The organism is Paenibacillus sp. D51F, assembly GCF_053345695.1.
On the sequence record NZ_JBKFAO010000002.1, the window covers coordinates 653,190 to 671,408 of the forward strand.

Sequence of the window (18,219 nt, forward strand, 5' to 3'; positions counted from 1 at the left end):
GGAAGACATTCGTTTCTTTTCCTTTGGAACATAAAGCTAAAAAAACGAAAAGGGCTGCCCCTGGTCATTTTCATGACTTGCAGGACAGCCCCGGCTTTTGTTCAGCCGTCGATTCGCAAAAACAGCAGAATCAGCTTTCCGCGCCGAGCGCGGAAGTCAAGAACCCCCTCGCATCGCGGTCAAGCTTGAGCGACACTTCATGGCAAGCCGGGCAGACGTATACCTGCAGGCTCGGCGACGGCGGGAGGAGCGGCTTCTTCAGCGCCGGAGGCGCGGCCGGCTCGAATGGAGCCAGCTGCTGGGTGCCGCCGAACAGCATGTACTCTCTGCAGGATGGACATTCCGGCATTTCCTCCTGATCGTCCATGATCCGCTGGATTTTCTCGTCGGCCTGCAGCCAGGAACGAGGCCTGCCTCCTCCGGCCCAGCCCGTGTCGTCGCCGGCCTGATCGTCTTCATCCCAGTCCGCAGCTTCGCCTTCCTCTGCCTCTGCCGCTTCAGGTGCGTCCGCATCGTTCTCGCCAAGCTTCAACGTCCGGTATCCGGTCAGCTCGTTCTCGCAATGAGGGCAGTACTCTTCCGGACCGATCTCCTCATCCCATACGATCTCGGTCGAGCACCAGGGGCAGATCAAGCCTGTTTCCTGCATTTCCTTGCTCATCGGCTCCGTCTCCTTCCGTCAATTCAAATAGATGATTCCCAAAACAAAAAACAATACCGCAAGCACGGCCAGCGTACCCCATAAGTATTTCATCCCAAGCCCTCCGCTGCTTATGCCTCGCAAGTCCGGCTTCTATATCGTTCCTCCGATCACGAAGGAAATGGAGACGGATATGACCATTGCGATGAATCCAACCGCACGGTTATCCTTCCTGATTTCCTCGTCGATCCGGAATACCGGAGTCAGAAACTCGAACAGAAAGTAGGCGAGAAGCAATATGATAAACCCGTATGCGCCCCAAAGCAAGCCCGCATAGATGGAATCCCCGGCATTGGCGGAAAAACGGAAAATGTTGCAGATGCCGAATATTTTGCCGCCGGTCGCGAACGCGACCGCCATGTTGCCTTTGCTGATTTCATCCCAGCATTTATACTTCGCGACCCATTCGAACAAGGATAAGAACAGGATCAAAGCCATGATGGCTATGGATACATAAATCAGGGAGGAAAAGTACTCGTTGCGAAGCAGACCATCGACAATTTTGTCCATTCCTGCACCTCCTCCCTGCTTGCCTTTGCTTCAATAAGGCGCTTCTCCATAGCCCGCCGCAGCCGCGAGGCTTACTTCAGCTCCGCGACGGTCACTCCCGATCCGCCTTCGCCATAGTTGCCCAGACGATAGCTCTTCACAAGCTTGTGGCGGCGCAGGAAGTCCTGAATGCCCGTCCGGAGCACTCCCGTTCCCTTGCCATGGATAATGTACACCTGCCCCATCCCCGACAAGAACGACTCGTCCAGGAACCGGTCGACCTCGATGATGGATTCATCCAGATTGCTGCCTCTGAGGTCGAGCTCCATCTTCACGCTGTCGTCACGGGTGCGCTTGAGCGTCGCCGAAGCTTTGGGCGGCTGCGTCTTCGGAGCCGGAGCCTGCTTCACGAGCTCCAGATCGTCTTCCTTGACCTTCATCTTGAGGATGCCTAGCTGCACGGTAGCCTCGCCCCCGGACATGTCTACGACGTAGCCCTTCTGATTCAGGCTGTGCACGATAACCTCGTCCCCAGGACCGATGCTGCGGCCGGCTTCCGCTTTCTTGCGGGCGGACTGCTTCCGGACAAGCTCCGGAGAAGCCTCCTCGAGCCGCTTGCGGGCTTCGGTCAGCTTATGGTCTTTGACCGCCGCTCCTTCTTCCTTGGCAAGCTGGCGCAGCTCCGAGATGATCTCTTCCGCTTCGCGCCTCGCCTTGGCCACGGCAAGTCGGGCTTCTTCCTGCGCTTTGGCCAGCATCCGTTCCCGCTGCTCCTCGAAGCGCCTAAGCTCCTGATCGTACAGGGTGCGCTCCTCTTCCAGCTCTCTGCGAAGCGCTTCGGCCAGTCCGCGCTCCGCTTCAGCGCTTTGGCGGTCCCGCTCGAGCGAAGCGATCATGCTTTCTACGCGGAGATCGTCCTCGCTGACTTCACCCCGGGCCTGCTGGATAATGCCTTTGTCGAGACCAAGCCTCTCGGCAATGGCGAACGCATTGCTTCGGCCCGGCACGCCGACCAGAAGGCGATAGGTCGGACTCAAGGTCGCGATATCGAATTCCATGCTCGCATTGATGAGTCCTTCGCGGTTGTACGCATAGGCCTTCAGCTCGCTGTAATGGGTCGTGGCCAGCATGCGGGCGCCGGACCGGTGGATATGGTCGAGAATGGCGATGGCGAGCGCGGAGCCTTCCGCCGGATCCGTTCCGGCGCCAAGCTCGTCGAGCAGCACCAGGCTGCTCGATGTCATGCGTCCGAGAATGCGAATGATGTTGGTCATGTGGCTGGAGAACGTGCTGAGGCTTTGCTCGATGCTCTGCTCGTCGCCGATATCGGCATAGATGGCATCGAAGACGCAAAGCTCCGTACTGTCGTCAGCCGGAACGAACAATCCCGACATCGCCATCAGGCTGAGCAGGCCGACCGTCTTGAGCGCGACCGTCTTGCCTCCGGTATTAGGACCCGTTACGATGATGCCGGTATGGCTTCCTCCCATCTCCAGATCGAGAGGCACAGCCTTGTCCCGCTCGATCAAAGGATGGCGTCCTCGCCGGATGCGCAAGTACCCGTTGCCGTTCATGGCCGGGCGCTCGGCTCGCATGCTATGCGCAAGCACGGCTTTGGCGAAGGCGAAATCCAGCTGTGCAAGCAGATCGTGGTTGATGGCCAGATCCTCGGCCGCTTCGGCCGCCTCGGCGGTCAGCTTCTGAAGGATGCGCTCGATCTCCCGCGCTTCCGCAGCCTTGACCTCCCGCAGCTTGTTGTTCATCGCGACGACTGCCTCCGGCTCGATGAACAGCGTCGCGCCGGAATTGGACTGGTCATGGACGATGCCGCCGAAGTGAGAGCGGTACTCCTGCTTCACCGGGATGACATAACGGTCTCCCCGCAGCGTGATCAGGCTGTCCTGAAGCATCTTCTGGACGGAGGAAGAGCGCAGCATCGATTCGAGCTTCTCCCTTACCTTGCCCTCGCCCTGTCGGAGTTCCCGGCGGATCTGGGCCAGCTCGCTGCTGGCGCTGTCGAGGACATGGCCGTCCTCGTCGATGCAGGCGAAGATCGCGTCCTCGAGCTCCTTCCGCGGATAAATGCCTTCGGCGATATGCTCCAGCAGAGGAATCGGATGATCTTCATGCAAATGCAGGATATGGCTTCGGACCCTGCGGGCTCCTCTGGCGGTAAGCGCCGTTTCCAGCAGCTCCGCCGAGCTCAGCGTTCCTCCGATGACCGCCCGCTTGAGATGGGCGCGGATGTCGGCAATGCCGCGGAACGGGCCGATACCTTTCAGACGGTATGCCGCCGCCGCTTCCTCGGTAGCTTGAAGAGAACGGTCGACATCGTGAAGATCCGAAGAGGGAGCGAGCTCTTCGGCCAGACGGCGCCCCATCGGGGTCGATGTATGTTGAAGCAGCTGATCGATGATTTTGGCATATTCGAGTGTATGCAGGATTTTGCTGTCCACGAGCGTCATGCAGCTCCTTTCAACGTCATTATACCGGAAGCGGGGAATCCGCGCACGCAGGTCAAATCGGCTATACATGAAATAGCCCGAAAACATCCACACTAGGAAGCGAAGGCTGAGTTCAAACTTCAATTCACTAAGGAGGTACCCGCATGAGCTTTTTAGGACATGTCGTTCGTTTTATCGTCGCGGCCATCGTTCTGATGCTGGTGGGTTATATCGTTCCCCAGTTTGCCGTAGGAGGATTCTGGAGCGCTTTGATGCTGGCTCTGGTCATTGCTCTGCTTGGATGGGTCATCGAAGGCATTTTCGGCAAAAGAGTGTCCCCCTTTGGACGCGGCATCGTCGGCTTCATCGCGAGCGTCGTCGTCATCTGGCTGGCCCAATTCATCGTCGGAGGAGTACACGCGACCTGGCTCGGCGCCATTCTGGCCGCGCTTGTCATCGGGATCATCGATCTCTTCATTCCGACGCCTTTCGATGCCGGCCGCAGCAAGAAAGAGCATTGAACGAAGGCACGAAACGGAGCAGTAAACCGCTCCTTTCGTGCCTCTACATATGTCATTTTTTGTTCAAACCCTGTCCGGCATACTCGTTTCATCCCTCATCCAAATTCGTTATGATAGATAGAAGATAATCCGAAAGGGGACAAACACTGTCATGTTGCATAAATGGGGAAGAAAGCTGCCGCTCGCGGCCGCCATGGCCGTACTTCTCGTGGCTCTTGCCGCATGCGGCTCCGGCGCGAGCAATTCCGCCTCCACGATGGAGGATTCGACTCCAGCCTCCCAGGAGGTCGTCGTGAAAGCCACCAATTACAAGTTCGACCAGCAGACATACGAAGTGAAAAAAGGCGAGCCGGTGCGGATCAAGGTCGAAACCGACGGCATCCACGGCATCAAGGTCGCCAATACGGATATTGCCTTGAAAGCCGGACAATCGAAGGTATACACCATCAATGATGCCGGCGAATATGAAATTGTCTGCAGCATACCATGCGGACCCGGCCACGAAAAAATGCGCGCGGTTCTCAAAGTCCAGTAAGGTTGAGTTCTTCCAGGGAGCTTCGCTCCCAAATTATGCAGCGGGCATGAAGTGTGCCGGCATGATAAAAAACCGTCTCGGTTGCCGCAAGCGGCAAAGAGACGGTTTTTTTGAGCTTCAGTGAAGAGCGTGCAGGCGTCGCAAAGCCTGTCAGCTCTGTTCGATCAGCTCGATCCATTCGTTGTACTCCGTCTGCAGCTTGGAATATTCGCTGCGGAGCTTTTCATGCTCGATCTTAAGCCGTTCATGGGATTCGGCCAGCCGCTCGTTTTCCGTATGGAGATGGCTGATGCCGTCGCGATTGTCCGAACGCTCCGCTTCCAGCTCCTGCAGGACGCTCTCCAGCCGCTCAAGAGCTGTTCCCGATGCCGCAGCCTCCTGGCGGGCACGCTCCATCTCCCGCCGCAGCTCGGCTTCCGTGCCGGATTGCTCCTCCTGCTCTTCAGCCAGCTGTCTAAGCTGATCTTCACGCTGAGCCGCCAGCTGCTGCAGCTCCCGAAGCTTGTCCTCCAGCTGGAGCATCCGCTCCCCGGCTGCACGCTCGGAAGCTTCCCGCTCCGCTTCCGCCTGGGCCGACCGCTCCGCGGCCTGCCGCTCCAACGATTCGGCGCGCGCTTGGGCGCTCCGGAGCTCCTCAAGCAATCCGCTTACGCGGCCCTGATGGCCTTGCTCGACTTGCGCAAGGCGATCTTCGGCTGCCGCCAGCTTGGCTTGCAGCTCCTCCAGCCGACCGCGGGCAAGATCCAGATCCTGCTGGGTGCCGCGGAGCTGGGCTTGCGATGCCTCAAGCAGCCGGCCGCGCGCCTCCTCCTGCTCAAGCACGGAGTAGAGATGCTCCTCGGCGTCGCTTATCCGCTTGCTCCATTCCTCCTGCAGCGCGGCATTGGTGGCCGCAACCTCTCTAAGCCGCTGTTCCAGCCCGCTTCGTTCCTCCGCCCAGCCGTCTGCGCTGCGAAGAAGCTCCCCTTGATGGGCATCTTCCAGCTTCTTAAGCTCCGACTGCCATTGGTCGCGGTTCCGGGAATGGCTCTCCTCCAGCTTGGCGGCCTTGGCTTCCGCCTTGGCTGCGATTTCTTCCGAACTCGCGGCTGCCGCTTCCGCCGAGGCAAGCTTCTCGGCCGCAGCTGCGGCCGACAGCCTCATTTCCTCGCGGATCCGCTCCGCCTCGGCTGCCGCTTCTTCTCTCACACGCTCCAGCTCCGCCTCGGCGTCCTTCGAGCGCTCCAGCTCCCTGCGCTCTGCGGCTTCCTTCACATGCTCGATCTCCCGCGCTGCGCGCTCCAGCGACTCCCTAAGCTCGCTTGCCGCAGCTTCCCGCTCGGCCGAAGACGCCAGACGCAGTCGTTCCAGCTCGGCCTCGAGAGAGGCCGTCCGCTCGCGCAGCCGCGCTTCAGCGTCGATACGGGCCTGCTCCGCCTCCTGCAGCAAAGCTTCGGCAGCGGCCAACGCCTCGCCAAGCTCGCTCTCATGCTGCTTGCGCAGCTCTGCCTCACGCGCCTGCAAAGCCGCTTCCGCCGCTGCTGACACCTGGCTGCGCTCGCTCTCATGCTGCTTGCGCAGCTCAGCTTCACGCGCCTGCAAGGCCGCTTGTGCAGCGGCCGCCGCCTGGCTGCGCTCACTCTCATGCCGCTTGCGCAGCTCAGCTTCACGCGCCTGCCAGGACGCTTCCGCAGCGGCGGCCGCATCGCTATGCCGGCTCTCAAGCTCCAGCCGCAGCTGCGCCTCGCGTTGCTGCATAACCGCTTCCGCAGCGGCGGCCGCTTCTGCGAGAAGCGTCTCATGGCGCTCCTCCAGCTTCGCAGCCTCGCTCCGCCAATCGGCCTCCCGGCCGGCAAGCCCGCCTTCCATTTCCGCTCTCAATCGCACGCGCAGCTGCTCCAGCTCGCTTTCCTTGCCCTTGCGCTCGGCGAGCAGCTTCTCTTCCAGAGCGCTCACCTGCTCGCGATACAGCTTCTCGCGCGCAGCCAGCTCCTCCTGATGCTGCTGAAGCAGAGCTTCCCTCTCCTGCTCGCGCTCGCGGCACTCCGCTTCATAGAGCTGTTCAAGCTCGGCGCGCTCCACGGCGCGGGCATCCGCCTCCCGGTCGTACAGCTCCTGCAGCTCTGCGACTCTTTGCTGCAAGGAGCTTTCGAGGCTCTTCATCTCGGAGGCGAACCTGGCTTCCCGCTCCTCGATCTGTACGGCATGAGCCTCGTCGAGCTCGCGGCGCTGCTCCTCGAAGCGTGCCGCAGCCGCTGCCCGCTCGCTTTCCAGCAGTTCCTCGAGCTCCCGCCTGGATTCCTCAAGCTGTGTCTGAAGAAGCTCGCGCTCGCGCTCCAAGCCATCCTTCAGCGCCGAGCTTTCCGCCGCATACCGGCTCGCCGACTGCTCCAGCGCCGCAGCGTGAGCTTCTTCGCGCTCCCGGGACTCCTCCTCGTACATCCGCTCCCATTCCTTGCGCTCCGACTCCAGCAAGCGGGCCGCTTCGCCGCGTTCGCTCTCATGCTGCCGCTCGCGCTCCTCGATCTCGCTGCGATGCGCCCTTACGAGCTCCTCGCGCTCAGCCAGCCAACGCTCCTCAAGCCGCGCGGCGGCTTCGGAGCCTTCGCGCTCCAGACGCAGCGTCTCTTCCTTTACGGCGGCCTGCACGGCTCCAAGCCTTTCTTCCGCTTCGCTGCGCATGGCCCGCTCGGCTTCTTCCCGTTCGTTCAGCAGCTGATCGAGCCGTGCCCTGGACTCTTCCTCGCGCCGCTTCATTTCCCTTTGCATGCCCTCGACCGAAGCCTGAGCTTTCTCAAGCTCTCCGACAAGCGTCTTGCGCAGGCTCTGCTCTTCCTTCAGCAGGTCGCTGTCGCTGCGCAGCCGGAACACATCCTCCGCCATATGCACCGCCGCCAGTACAGCCAGCCTCGGCATGTCCAGTCTCGGATAGCCTTTCGCCAGCTTATGCATGTTCTCGTCGACGAGAGCCGCCACCCGGCGGATATAGTCGACGCTGGAGTGGCCTGTGAGTTTATATTGATGTCCGTATATATCAACCGTTACTTTCAAGCGATCGGCTTCCTTCAAGGCGGTATCCTCCCGTTGTTGTACGGCTGTGCTCCCGATGGCTGCCAGCGGCGATGAAACCGCTCCCGGGGAACAAGCGCTCCCTGTCTTCGGCGGTGCCGGGCATCGGTGCAAGCCTCTATATTAAGGCCCGGTGACGGGCGATGGTTCAGAAGTTCATGTGGTTCATATGGTTCATGTGGTTTATATGGTTCATGTTGTTCATATGGTTCATATGGTTCATGTTGTTCATGTCGTTCACGTGTTCCTTTGGATCTATATAGTCCCTAGGTTCCCTAGGGGTCGATCCGTTCCGTTTTGCTCGTTATGTAGCGATTGCCCGATCCATATGCTCCTATCGCGAAAACCCTATTTCCTTACGACGAGCAAAAGCCCCAAAAGGCTTCCGAGTCCGGTACTCAAAAGGAAAAACCGCATCCGCAGTCCTCTTTGGGGACTACTTCGATGCGGCTTTACGGGTTTCCTGCCTATTTTCGCAATTCAGCGGAGAAAGATTGTTCCAATTCGGCGACGGCCTTGGCATGCAGGCCAGCGACCTCTTCGTCCGTCATCGTGCGCTCCGGATGGCGGTAGACGAGCGACAGCGCGACGCTCTTGCGTCCGGCACCGAGCTTCTCGCCCGTATAGACGTCGAAGACACGTACGGACTCAAGCAGCTCGCCGGCCGCTTCCTTCACCGCTGCCGTGAGAGCAGCCGCCGCGACGCCGGCATCTACCGTGACGGCGATGTCGCGCTCCGCGGCCGGATATCTCGGCAGCGTGCGGTAGACGATGGAGCGGTCCGCAGCGTCGTACAGAACGCCGAGATCGATCTCGGCGACGAAGGTATCGTCCAGATCCTCCGCCTGCTGGGCTTCCGGATGAAGCTGGCCGACGTACCCGATCGTCTGCTCGCCGAGTTCCGTATGCAGCTTGACGGCAGCTGTCCGGCCCGGATGCAGATGCTCCGGCGCGTCCGCTTCGTAGGTGACGGAACCGCTCAGGCCGAGCGCGGCGAATACCGATTCCAGCACGCCTTTGGCATCGTAGAAGTCGGCCTTTTCCGCTTTGCGGTTCCAGGAAGCGCCGCGCAGGGCGCCTGTAAGCAGCACGGCCAGACGATGCTTCTCGTGAGGAAGAGTCGTCAGCGCCTCTTCGTCGGTATGGAATACCGTCCCGATCTCGAATACGGCGAGATCCGGATTTTTGCGGTTCCGGTTGTATGTCGCCGTCTCCAGCAGCTGAGGCAGCAGCGAGGTGCGCAGGACGCTCCGCTCCTCGCTCATCGGCATCGCCAGCCGGATCGGACGAGAGCCCCCTCCAAGCGCAGGGAACAGCTCCGTGCGGGACGGGGATGTGAACGAATAGTTGATCACTTCGCTCAGTCCTGCGTCGGAGAGCCGGCGCCGCAGCTCGCGGCGGATCGCCTGGGAAGCCGTCAAACCGCCCGGCGTCGTGTCCCCGTGGATCGGCGTCGTCGGAATGTTGTCGTAGCCGTACAGGCGCGCGACTTCCTCGATCAAGTCCACATCGCGGGAAATATCGCCGCGGCGGGTCGGCACTTCCACCTTGACGGCGGAGCCGTCCGCCGAAATTTCGGAGCCGAAGCCGAGGCGGCCGAAGATCGTCTGGATTTCCAGCTTCGCAAGCTCCGTTCCAAGATAGGTGTTGATCCGCTCCAGGCCGACCGTAATGACAGCCGGTTCCACAGACTTGGAAACTTCCTGCACGACGCCGTCCGCTACGAGTCCCTGGCCGAGGCGGGCGATCAGCGACGCCGCCCGGTCAAGCGCCGGGATGACTCGGGCCGGATCCACTTCCTTCTCGAAGCGCAGGCTCGATTCGGAGCGCAGGCCGAGCTGGCGGGAAGTGCGGCGCACGGTCGAGCCGTCGAACTTCGCCGATTCCAGCACGATATTGACCGTATCCTCCGTCACTTCGGAGTTCGCGCCGCCCATGACGCCCGCAAGCGCGACCGGCTTGTCGCGGTCCGCGATGACGAGCATATGGGGCTGCAGCGTCCGCTGCTGGCCGTCGAGCGTTTCCAGCGTCTCGCCTTCGCGGGCGAGGCGCACGACAATGCTGCCGCCCGCCACTTGATCCGCGTCGAAGGCATGCAGCGGCTGGCCGTATTCCAGCATGACGTAATTCGTCACGTCGACGATGTTGTTGATCGGCCGCACGCCGGCCGCCATGAGGCGGTTCTGCAGCCAGAGCGGGGACGGAGCGATCTTGACGCCTTTGATGTAGCGGGCGCTGTAATGGGAGCATAGCTCCGCAGCCTCGACGCTGACGGACAGATGGTCGGCCGCCTTCTCTGCCGTTGCGAAGACGTCCTGCTCAGGCAGCTTGACCGGACGGCCGGTCAGCGCGCCGACCTCGTATGCGACGCCGAGCATGCTCAGCGCATCGGAGCGGTTGGGCGTCAGGTCAAGCTCAAGCACATGCGTGTCGAGGTCGAGAACCTCGCCGATCGGACGGCCCAGCTCCAGCTTGGGCAGAACGAGAATGCCTTCCTGCAGCTCCTTGGGCAGCAGCTTGTCGTTCAGGCCGAGCTCGCGGGCGGAGCAGATCATGCCCTGCGATTCCACGCCGCGCAGCTTCGCGCGCTTGATGTTCAGTCCGCCCGGCAGCCTGGCTCCGACCGTGGCGACCGGCACATGCTGGCCGGCGTCGACGTTCGGCGCGCCGCAGACGATCTGCAGATCCTCTCCGGTGCCGACATCGACCTTGCATACATTCAGCTTGTCGGCATCGGGATGCTTCGTCTTTTCTTTGACATAACCGACGACAACTCCGGTCACGCCCTTGTCCATCGGTTCGACCGCATCGATCTCGATGCCGCCGTCCGTCATTTTCTCGGCAAGCTCCTGCGGCGTGATGCCGCTCAGGTCGACGTAATCCTTCAGCCAGCTCGTAGATACTTTCATCGCTCGTTCCCCCTTACATTCTCGCGAACTGGCTCAGGAAGCGCAGATCATTGGTATAGAAATGACGAATGTCGTCAATGCCGTACTTCAGAAGCGCGATGCGCTCGATGCCCATGCCGAAGGCGAAGCCGCTGACTTCCTCCGGATCGTAGCCGCCCGCTTCAAGCACCTTCGGATGCACCATGCCGCAGCCGAGAATCTCGAGCCAGCCCGTCTGCTTGCACATCCGGCAGCCGCTGCCGCCGCACTGCGAGCAGGTGACGTCGACCTCGGCGCTCGGCTCGGTGAACGGGAAGAAGCTCGGGCGCAGACGGATGCGGGCCTGGCGGCCGAACATCTCCTGCACGAACTGGAGCAGCGTTCCCTTCAGATCGCTCATGCGGATGCCTTTGGCGACGACAAGGCCTTCCACCTGGTTGAACTGGAAGCTGTGCGTCGCGTCGTCGTCGTCGCGGCGGTATACTTTGCCGGGGCAGATGACCTTGAGCGGAGTTTTGCCGCCGCTGGCCTTCATCGCGCGGATCTGCACCGGGGATGTCTGCGTGCGCATGAGTATGTCTTCGGTCACATAGAAAGAGTCCTGCATATCGCGCGCCGGATGGTTTTTCGGCAGGTTGAGCGCCTCGAAGTTGTAATAGTCGGTTTCGACTTCAGGTCCTTCCGCGATGGAATAACCGAGGCCGATGAAAATATCCTCGATTTCCTGCTGCACCTTCACGAGCGGATGGATCGCGCCCGTCGGCAGCACGTTGCCCGGCAGCGACACATCGATCGTCTCCGTGCGCAGCCGCGCATCCGTCTCGGCGCGGCGGTAAGCGGCGCCTTTCTCTTCCAGCACGGCCTCGATCGCGCCGCGCACATTGTTCGCGAGCTCGCCGATGACCGGACGCTCCTCGGCGCTCAGCGCGCCCATCCCGCGCAGAATTTCCGTCAGCGCGCCTTTTTTGCCCAAATACTTGATTCTGAGATCTCCCAGCTCCTGCGGGCCGGCTACCTTCTCCAGCTCCTGCAGCGCTTCGGCGCGCAGCGCCTCCAACCGTTCCTTCATGGCTCACATGCCTCCCTGATTAAACTCCTCGTAGAAACCTCAATAAAAAAATACAAAAAGGCCCTCTCTCCGCAAAGGGACGAAAGGACCGTGGTACCACCCTGATTCCAGCCTGCTTGACGAAATGGCCGCCCTACCCGAGGATAGGAGCCATGCCGCCCTGGCGCATCATGCGCCCGGCTGCTCTTGCCGGATAACGGCCGGCTGACCGTAGCCTCCTACAGGCGCGGCCGGGGCCGTGCGTTCAGAGCTCCGCTCCGGAGTGAATTCGGCCATGCTGATAACCCGGGGACGCTCTCAATCTGCGGCGTTCCCTCCCTGTGGATCAGGCCTGGCTTACTGGTCTCCCTCATCGCAATGTGATTGAATAAGACAATTATGTCCCATTATATCCGGGTTCAGCCGCGGTTGCAACCCGGGCTCACGCCTCCTCCGCTCAGGAGCGCGGCTTGAGGCTGCCGTGCGCGAGCGTGCTGGCCGCGAGCGGCGCCGGCAGCCCGTCGAGGCAGGCATCGTTTTTGGCTTACAGCCGTTTTCGTGATGTTCCTTCTATAAAGATGGAAAAATTGGGCACAGCCGGTGAAACAAGCGGCGGCGGGAGCGCGTCAAAGACATGAACTACGAGCATATCCATCGCCATGGCGGCATACATAGGAACTAGTTGTCCAGCTTGCTGGAATTTAAAAAGGCGGATCGCCGCCGGAAGAAAGAGCGTGCGGAGAATGAATGGAATGCTGGTAGTTTCGGGATTGACCTTCCTGCTGGTCGCGGCAGGCTCTCCGCTGCTGATCCGGATGCTGCAGAGCCTGAAGCTGACGCAGCCGATCCGGGCGGAGCTGCCCCCGGATCATCAGGCCAAGCGCGGGACTCCGCTGATGGCAGGTCTCGTCCTCCTCGTCGGCATCGTCATGTCCATGCAATTCAATGCGACGCCGCTGATGCTCTTCCTCTGCTCGGCCTTCCTGCTGTTCGGCTCCATCGGCTTCATGGACGATTACCGCAAGGCGGCTTGCCAGGATCCTGGAGGCATTTCCGGCCGCGCCAAGCTCGTGCTGCAATTCGCTTTCGCCGGAATGCTGCTCTATGTCCTGTTCCGTTATTTTTCTCTGACAAGCGAGATCGCGCTGTTCCAAGGCTTCGCTCTGCATTTGCCCGTTGCCGCATATGTCGCCGTCATGCTGCTCTTCATCGTTGGATCGGCCAATGCGATCAACTTCACGGACGGACTGGACGGCCTGCTGATCAATGCTGCGATCCCGACGTTTTTTTTCTTCTTTGCCATTTCAGAACGGCTGGAAGTCCAGGCTTTCTCCCTCATCATGATCGCCTGCCTGCTCGGGCTGCTTCTCTATAACATCCACCCGGCCAGAGCGTTCATGGGAGATACGGGATCGCTCGCGATCGGCGGCTCCCTGTCGTTTCTGGCGGTCCTCGAAAAAGTCGAGATCCTGATTCCGATCCTGTTCTCGGTCTACCTGGCCGAGCAGCTCTCCGTCATCCTGCAAGTATGGCATTACAAGCGCACCAAGCTCCGCCTGTTCCGCATGACCCCGATCCACTACCACTTCAGCCTGAAATACGGCTGGAGCGAGAACCGGATCGTCATCGTTTTCGGCCTCATCTCCTGGCTGTCGGCTCTGGTCAGCTGGCTGCTGTGGAAATTCGTCCTGTAGCTGCCTCTGGATTAATCAAAAAAAGCGAGCCGGATGGAATCCGAGGCCACTGAAAATGTGTCGCCGCAGACGGAAATCATTCTTCCGATCGCTGTTGTCCCCAGATTTCTCTGATTTCTGCCGCTTTTAGCGGTTGAAATCCGAGGACAAAGGCGACCACATCCGTTTCTCCAGAACGATTTCGCGCCTTACGCTACTTTTTCAGTGGCCTCATGGAATCCGGCTCGCTTTTTTTCTAAGTCTAGTCCTCATGCACAGCCGCAAGCGGCGATGCCCGATTCCGGCTCTTACCCTTTCGCGCCCCGGCGGGCAAATGCGGCAATGACCGCTACCGCGCCGAGAACGAGAGCGGCGATCGACAAGTAGAGCGGCAAGCTGCTCTCCTTCTCCGCCGGAGCTGCCGCATGATCGGCGTCAGCAGGTGCCGGAGAAGCGGCAGGCTCTGTGCCGGCAGCGGCGCCATGTCCATGGCCGTCGCCTTCGCCGGTTCCCGCAGCTACCGTCGTGACGGAAGCGGGATATTCGGCGTCGGCCGCTCCGACCCACTCCACGACGCTGCTGTCGCTGTACGTCTGGTAGGCTTTCCAGCTCAGCTCCTTGGCGTCGGCGGCAACTTTTCCAGAAACCTTGAATTCGTTGAATTCCTGCTGCGTGAGGCCTTTTCCTTCATCCGCCGTCCAGGTGATGGACTCGATCCTGCCGTCCGCCGTCGTCTCGAGCGTCGTCTTCCAGCCCGGAAGCGGCTGCGTGCGGGATACTTCCACCCCGTCCGGAACGCGGACCTTGACCGCCGACGTCGTGACATCCGCCTTCTCGCTCGGTACTCGGACCGTGAACACCTCGTAGGAGCCCTGTGTCGTCGCCTTCGGCCATACGGTCACATGCGCGCTCGCGATGCTGCTCATCAGGAGCATCATCAGAATCGCGGCTCCCGCCGCAGGGAACATCTTTTTCATGCCTTTTGCTTTCATCATGCACCCGTCCATTCCTTATGGTCTGAATAACTCTGCTTCAAAGTATAGTCCTGCTCCCAATAAAGGACATGACTCCAAAGAGCTACCAGAAGCAAAAGGATGTGAACATCCGTCGAACGTTCAGCCCCGGTCCATCATTCCCTGCTCGAAGGCGTATCGGGTAAGCTGGACCCGGTTGTCCAGATGCAGCTTCTGCAAAATATTTTTGAGATGGTTCTTCACCGTATGCTCCGAAATGCCGAGCACAGCCCCGATTTCTTTGTTGGACTCGCCATGCGCTACCCGCTCCAGAATTCCTTTTTCCCGCTCGGTGAGCGGAGTGAGGGACGAGGAAGCCGCCCGCTTGGCCGGCTTGGCCCGATAGGCGGACGGAGCCGCCGCTCCGCCGCCGGCAGGCAGGAATTCATGCAGAATGCGGGTCGCAAGCTCTCTGCTCATGGGCGCCTGATCCAGCGACACCGCCCGCAAATAATCCAGCCAAGCCGATGGAGAGAGGTTTTTGAGCAAGTAGCCTTGAGCCCCTCGCTTGATCGCCTCGAACAGATCGGCAATATCATCCGATACGGTCACCATGACGATCTTGATTCCGGGCTGCGCCGCCTTGATCCGCGAGGTGGCTTCCAGTCCTCCGAGATCCGGCATCCGGATATCCATCAGGATCAGATCGGGTTCAAGCTCCCCGGCGAGCCGCACCGCTTCTTCGCCCCCGGATGCTTCTCCTGCGATCTGAAAGTAGCCATCCTCCGATAGGATGATCCGCATGCCTTCGCGGCCATGCGGATGGTCGTCGACAAGCAGCACCCTGCAGCGATCCGCTGCTGCGCCTTGAATCTCTTCCGCGCTTTGAGGCTCTTCCATATGCGCACTTCCTTTCCGATTCCGGCCATCTAGCCTGGAATCCGCTCAGTCATCAGCCTTCTTCACCGCAGCCGGCATCCGCGCCACCTCTACGGCCGTTCCCCCGCCGCCCTGCGAATCCGCCGGACTGGAGAAGCGGAAGGTCCAGCCCGCTCCGGCAGCGCGGTCCTTCATCATGCGAACTCCGTACCGGTCCTTGGCCTCGACGGCGCCCGGAGCGGCTCCGCCCCCGTCGTCCACGATGCGGCAGCGGAAGCCGCCTGCTCCTTCGGTGCGCCCGCTCACTTCCACAAGCGAAGCCGAGGCGTGCTTGCGCACGTTCATCAGCGCCTCGCGGATGATCGCCAGCAGCTCCACCTTTTCCCGGCTCGTCAGCTGGGCTTCGGGGATGCGCCAGTCGATCGCGACGCGGGTGCCGGATGCTTCCAGCTCCGAAGCCGCTTCCTTCAGCGACTTCAGCCACGGAATCTCCTCGGGCTCGGGCGCGCTGCGCAGATTGGCGATCGATTCCCTCACATCGTCATAGACATGCCGCACCGTGCGGCGGATCTCGTCGGTCGCCTCCTTCACATCCCCTGCGCCAGCCGACCGTTCAAGCCGGTCCAGCTTGACCGACAGCAGGAACAGCGACTGGGAGATGCCGTCATGAAGCTCGCGCGCCAGCTGATCCCGCTCCTGAAAGGCGGCTTTGACCGCCTGCTCCCGCCTCAGCTGCTCCTGGACATTTTCCAGCATCTCGAAGAGCCGGTACAGCAGAGTGACCGTGACGAGAAAAACAAGCACCGGACTGATCAGATTGCCGGTATCCATGGACAAATAGGGAAGCAGGAACGTATGCCTGGAGTATTCCCATGCGGCCGTGACCACAGTCGGCGTCCATAGGATCAGGCGCTTGATCGCAACAGCCTTCATCCGTCTTCCCGCCCTCCGTCAATAATTGCGGAAGCTGGTCCGCTCGACATGCTCGTCGTCGTTGGAATCCAGCACCCTGACCTCGACCGTCCATTTCCCGGCAAACGGAAGATAAGGGCCTTTTACCTTGTAAGCGAACTTCGTATATCCGTCAAACGTGCTGATCTCGTCATCCTTGAACGGCTCCACCGGCACCTCGATCGGGCCCATGTCGGGCTTGTCCTCGGAGATCAGCCGCAGCTTCACCGACTTGGGCGCTCCGAGCTTGTTGAACATCCACACCCTCGTCGTGAATTCATTGTCTCCCGGCACGTTCGGGGCGATGCGGATCGACACATGGAGGGCGCTGCCCATCTGATGCCATGCCACCGGCTCGTTGGCCGGCAGCGGGCTCAAATAGGTGAAGGCGCCGACGACGATCAGGATCAGGCTCATGAGGATGCCGTCGGCTTTGAGCATGGCTCCGGACGGAAAGCCGGAACGCTTCATCCGGCGCCGGATGAAGGCTCCCGTGACGGCGACGAGCACGACGAGGCCGGTCTTGACGAGCAGCATGACTCCCCATGGAGTAATGAACAGATAAGAGAGATCCGTCAGCCACAACAGCGTCATGGCGATGCCGGAAAGAGTCAGCACCGCGATGCTGATCCATGCCGCCCGGGTGAAGCTGGCGGCAAAGCGTCCGGCTTCCTTGCGGTCTCCCGCCCACAGCGACAGCAGCAGCATGAGGCCGCCTGCCCACAATGCGGCTCCAATCAGATGGATATAGTCGAGCGCCAGATTGACCGCCATCGGCTCCAGCGCGGCCGCATGCCCGCTCCACGCCTCCTGGGCGAGCAGCAGCAGCGCCCATAGAGCCCGCGTCTTCGCCAGGCGGGCGGGCACCATCAGTCCTGCAGCCGCCAGGACGAGCAGCGACAGCCATGTGATGCCGACCGATGTCCGGGTGAACAGCTTGATCCATTCGGATCCGGCCTGCCCTTCCATCAGCTGCGTCGATTCCATGAACACATAGAGCAGGGCAGCCAGCATCAGCCCTTGGCCCGGCAGTCTCTCCAGCCGGGAGCGCAGCGGCTCGGCCAGCCCCGCAAGAGGCCGGTACAGGAAGAACCAGATCGCCGCTCCCGCCGCGAACATCAAGGCGGCGTAATAGATGAACCTCACCGCATAGAGCAGCAAGGCAGCGGTCGTTAGCGCCCCTTCCGCTTCATGCCCGGCATGGCCGAGCTGCGCGTGCAGATCGAAGGCGGAGGCGTCCTTGGCCGCGGGAGGATTGCCCACTACGAACACGTAAGAGCCTCCCACCGGATGGCCGTCCTCGGATATGATCCGGTAAGAAACGGTGTAGACGCCTTCGTCCAGCTTGGGCAGCGCGAGCGTCAGCGCCCGATGGTCGCTGCTGAGGACGGCTTTCCCGGATGTGACGCTGGCCGACTTGCCGTCCAGTACCTGGAGCGCTCCTACCGCTTCCTCGATCCTCTCGTTGAAGACGAGCCTCACTTCGGACGGAGCCGCTTCCACGCGGGTGCCGGCTGCCGGTGACGCCTCCTGCAGCGAGGCGTGCGCCGAGGCGATGCCGGGCAGCAGGCTGAGCCAGATCGCCGCGGCTGCCGCCAGCGCCATCAGGCAGCGGAAGCTCATATAGATCGGCTGCGGGCGCCGCCGCGACAGCCGAAGATCAGAATTTACTTGCATGATGCCTGAACACGTCCTTTCCGTATGTCAGCCTTAGTTTACAAGAAGGAGGCCGGACAGACAAAGCGGAAGTGTGAACGTTGTCCAACACTCGCTGACAGATGCGCGCTGGAACCGGGCTCAAGCTCCGGCGGAGACTGGCAGACGGCAGAGACGGTCACACAGCAGAGATGGTCACGCGGCAGAGACGGTCACGCGGCAGAGACGGTCACGCGGCAGAGACGGTCACGCGGCAGAGACGGTCACGCGGCAGAGACGGTCACGCGGCAGAGACTAGGATTCGCTTGAGATCGGCATAGGGAAGCAGCCGGCCAGCGTGAGGCCACTGAAAAAGTAGCGTAAGGCGCGAAATCGTTCTGGAGAAACGGATGTGGTCGCCTTTGTCCCCGGATTTCAACCGTTAAAAGCGGCAG

13 protein-coding genes are annotated in these 18,219 nt (G+C 61.0%); 3 read left to right on the forward strand and 10 right to left on the reverse strand.

From position 1 onward, the window contains the following. Nucleotides 1-130: 130 nt before the first annotated feature. The 3 genes from ACLBWT_RS06560 to ACLBWT_RS06570 all read right to left on the reverse strand — a co-directional run bounded on the left by ACLBWT_RS06560 (nucleotide 131) and on the right by ACLBWT_RS06570 (nucleotide 3,645). Entirely contained in the window at nucleotides 131-661 is a 531-nt protein-coding gene (locus tag ACLBWT_RS06560; protein ID WP_447662222.1) for a hypothetical protein, read from the reverse strand. Between the two features lie 132 nt (nucleotides 662-793). Beyond that, nucleotides 794-1,210, reverse strand: a complete 417-nt coding sequence (locus tag ACLBWT_RS06565; RefSeq protein WP_447662223.1) for a DUF350 domain-containing protein — start codon at nucleotides 1,208-1,210, stop codon at nucleotides 794-796. A gap of 71 nt (nucleotides 1,211-1,281) precedes the next feature. After that, complete coding sequence (locus ACLBWT_RS06570) at nucleotides 1,282-3,645, reverse strand: endonuclease MutS2 (RefSeq protein WP_447662224.1); 2,364 nt, start codon at nucleotides 3,643-3,645, stop codon at nucleotides 1,282-1,284. Between the two features lie 152 nt (nucleotides 3,646-3,797). Here ACLBWT_RS06570 and ACLBWT_RS06575 point away from each other — a divergent pair, with 152 nt between their 5' ends. Together ACLBWT_RS06575 and ACLBWT_RS06580 are read left to right on the forward strand one after the other, a co-directional pair. Further along, nucleotides 3,798-4,154, forward strand: a complete 357-nt coding sequence (locus tag ACLBWT_RS06575; RefSeq protein ID WP_447662225.1) for a phage holin family protein — start codon at nucleotides 3,798-3,800, stop codon at nucleotides 4,152-4,154. Nucleotides 4,155-4,305: 151 nt separating this feature from the next. Then, nucleotides 4,306-4,689, forward strand: a complete 384-nt coding sequence (locus tag ACLBWT_RS06580) for a cytochrome C oxidase subunit II (protein ID WP_447662226.1) — start codon at nucleotides 4,306-4,308, stop codon at nucleotides 4,687-4,689. A 150-nt stretch (nucleotides 4,690-4,839) separates the two neighbouring features. Here ACLBWT_RS06580 and zapA read toward each other — a convergent pair whose 3' ends face one another. The 3 genes from zapA to pheS form a co-directional block, all read right to left on the reverse strand. After that, complete coding sequence (gene zapA, locus ACLBWT_RS06585) at nucleotides 4,840-7,737, reverse strand: cell division protein ZapA (RefSeq protein WP_447662227.1); 2,898 nt, start codon at nucleotides 7,735-7,737, stop codon at nucleotides 4,840-4,842. 467 nt (nucleotides 7,738-8,204) lie between these two features. Further along, nucleotides 8,205-10,646, reverse strand: coding sequence for a phenylalanine--tRNA ligase subunit beta (pheT, locus tag ACLBWT_RS06590; RefSeq protein WP_447662228.1), 2,442 nt, complete (start codon nucleotides 10,644-10,646; stop codon nucleotides 8,205-8,207). 13 nt (nucleotides 10,647-10,659) lie between these two features. Then, nucleotides 10,660-11,694, reverse strand: coding sequence for a phenylalanine--tRNA ligase subunit alpha (pheS, locus tag ACLBWT_RS06595; protein WP_447662229.1), 1,035 nt, complete (start codon nucleotides 11,692-11,694; stop codon nucleotides 10,660-10,662). 722 nt (nucleotides 11,695-12,416) lie between these two features. Between pheS and mraY the strand changes: the two genes are divergently transcribed. Next, a complete protein-coding gene (mraY, locus tag ACLBWT_RS06600) occupies nucleotides 12,417-13,367 on the forward strand; it encodes a phospho-N-acetylmuramoyl-pentapeptide-transferase (protein WP_447662230.1) in 951 nt (316 codons plus the stop codon). A 287-nt stretch (nucleotides 13,368-13,654) separates the two neighbouring features. On the opposite strand, the gene ACLBWT_RS06605 is transcribed toward mraY, so the two are convergent. The 4 genes from ACLBWT_RS06605 to ACLBWT_RS06620 all read right to left on the reverse strand — a co-directional run bounded on the left by ACLBWT_RS06605 (nucleotide 13,655) and on the right by ACLBWT_RS06620 (nucleotide 17,806). After that, nucleotides 13,655-14,341: a YcnI family copper-binding membrane protein gene (locus ACLBWT_RS06605; protein ID WP_447662231.1), complete on the reverse strand. Its 687-nt coding sequence runs from the start codon at nucleotides 14,339-14,341 to the stop codon at nucleotides 13,655-13,657. A gap of 120 nt (nucleotides 14,342-14,461) precedes the next feature. After that, nucleotides 14,462-15,199, reverse strand: coding sequence for a response regulator (locus ACLBWT_RS06610; RefSeq protein ID WP_447662232.1), 738 nt, complete (start codon nucleotides 15,197-15,199; stop codon nucleotides 14,462-14,464). A 45-nt stretch (nucleotides 15,200-15,244) separates the two neighbouring features. Next, complete coding sequence (locus tag ACLBWT_RS06615) at nucleotides 15,245-16,111, reverse strand: sensor histidine kinase (protein WP_447662233.1); 867 nt, start codon at nucleotides 16,109-16,111, stop codon at nucleotides 15,245-15,247. 18 nt (nucleotides 16,112-16,129) lie between these two features. Further along, entirely contained in the window at nucleotides 16,130-17,806 is a 1,677-nt protein-coding gene (locus tag ACLBWT_RS06620; RefSeq protein ID WP_447662234.1) for a copper resistance CopC/CopD family protein, read from the reverse strand. Nucleotides 17,807-18,219: the final 413 nt, after the last annotated feature.

Excerpts from the sequence above, each read along its gene's own strand:
- pheS (WP_447662229.1), bottom strand. The coding sequence starts at position 11,694 with ATGAAGGAACGGTTGGAGGCGCTGCGCGCCGAAGCGCTGCAGGAGCTG.
- ACLBWT_RS06605 (WP_447662231.1), bottom strand. The coding sequence starts at position 14,341 with ATGATGAAAGCAAAAGGCATGAAAAAGATGTTCCCTGCGGCGGGAGCC.
- ACLBWT_RS06610 (WP_447662232.1), bottom strand. The coding sequence starts at position 15,199 with ATGGAAGAGCCTCAAAGCGCGGAAGAGATTCAAGGCGCAGCAGCGGAT.
- ACLBWT_RS06560 (WP_447662222.1), bottom strand. The coding sequence starts at position 661 with ATGAGCAAGGAAATGCAGGAAACAGGCTTGATCTGCCCCTGGTGCTCG.
- ACLBWT_RS06575 (WP_447662225.1), top strand. The coding sequence starts at position 3,798 with ATGAGCTTTTTAGGACATGTCGTTCGTTTTATCGTCGCGGCCATCGTT.
- ACLBWT_RS06565 (WP_447662223.1), bottom strand. The coding sequence starts at position 1,210 with ATGGACAAAATTGTCGATGGTCTGCTTCGCAACGAGTACTTTTCCTCC.
- ACLBWT_RS06580 (WP_447662226.1), top strand. The coding sequence starts at position 4,306 with ATGTTGCATAAATGGGGAAGAAAGCTGCCGCTCGCGGCCGCCATGGCC.
- pheT (WP_447662228.1), bottom strand. The coding sequence starts at position 10,646 with ATGAAAGTATCTACGAGCTGGCTGAAGGATTACGTCGACCTGAGCGGC.
- ACLBWT_RS06615 (WP_447662233.1), bottom strand. The coding sequence starts at position 16,111 with ATGAAGGCTGTTGCGATCAAGCGCCTGATCCTATGGACGCCGACTGTG.
- mraY (WP_447662230.1), top strand. The coding sequence starts at position 12,417 with ATGAATGGAATGCTGGTAGTTTCGGGATTGACCTTCCTGCTGGTCGCG.
- ACLBWT_RS06620 (WP_447662234.1), bottom strand. The coding sequence starts at position 17,806 with ATGCAAGTAAATTCTGATCTTCGGCTGTCGCGGCGGCGCCCGCAGCCG.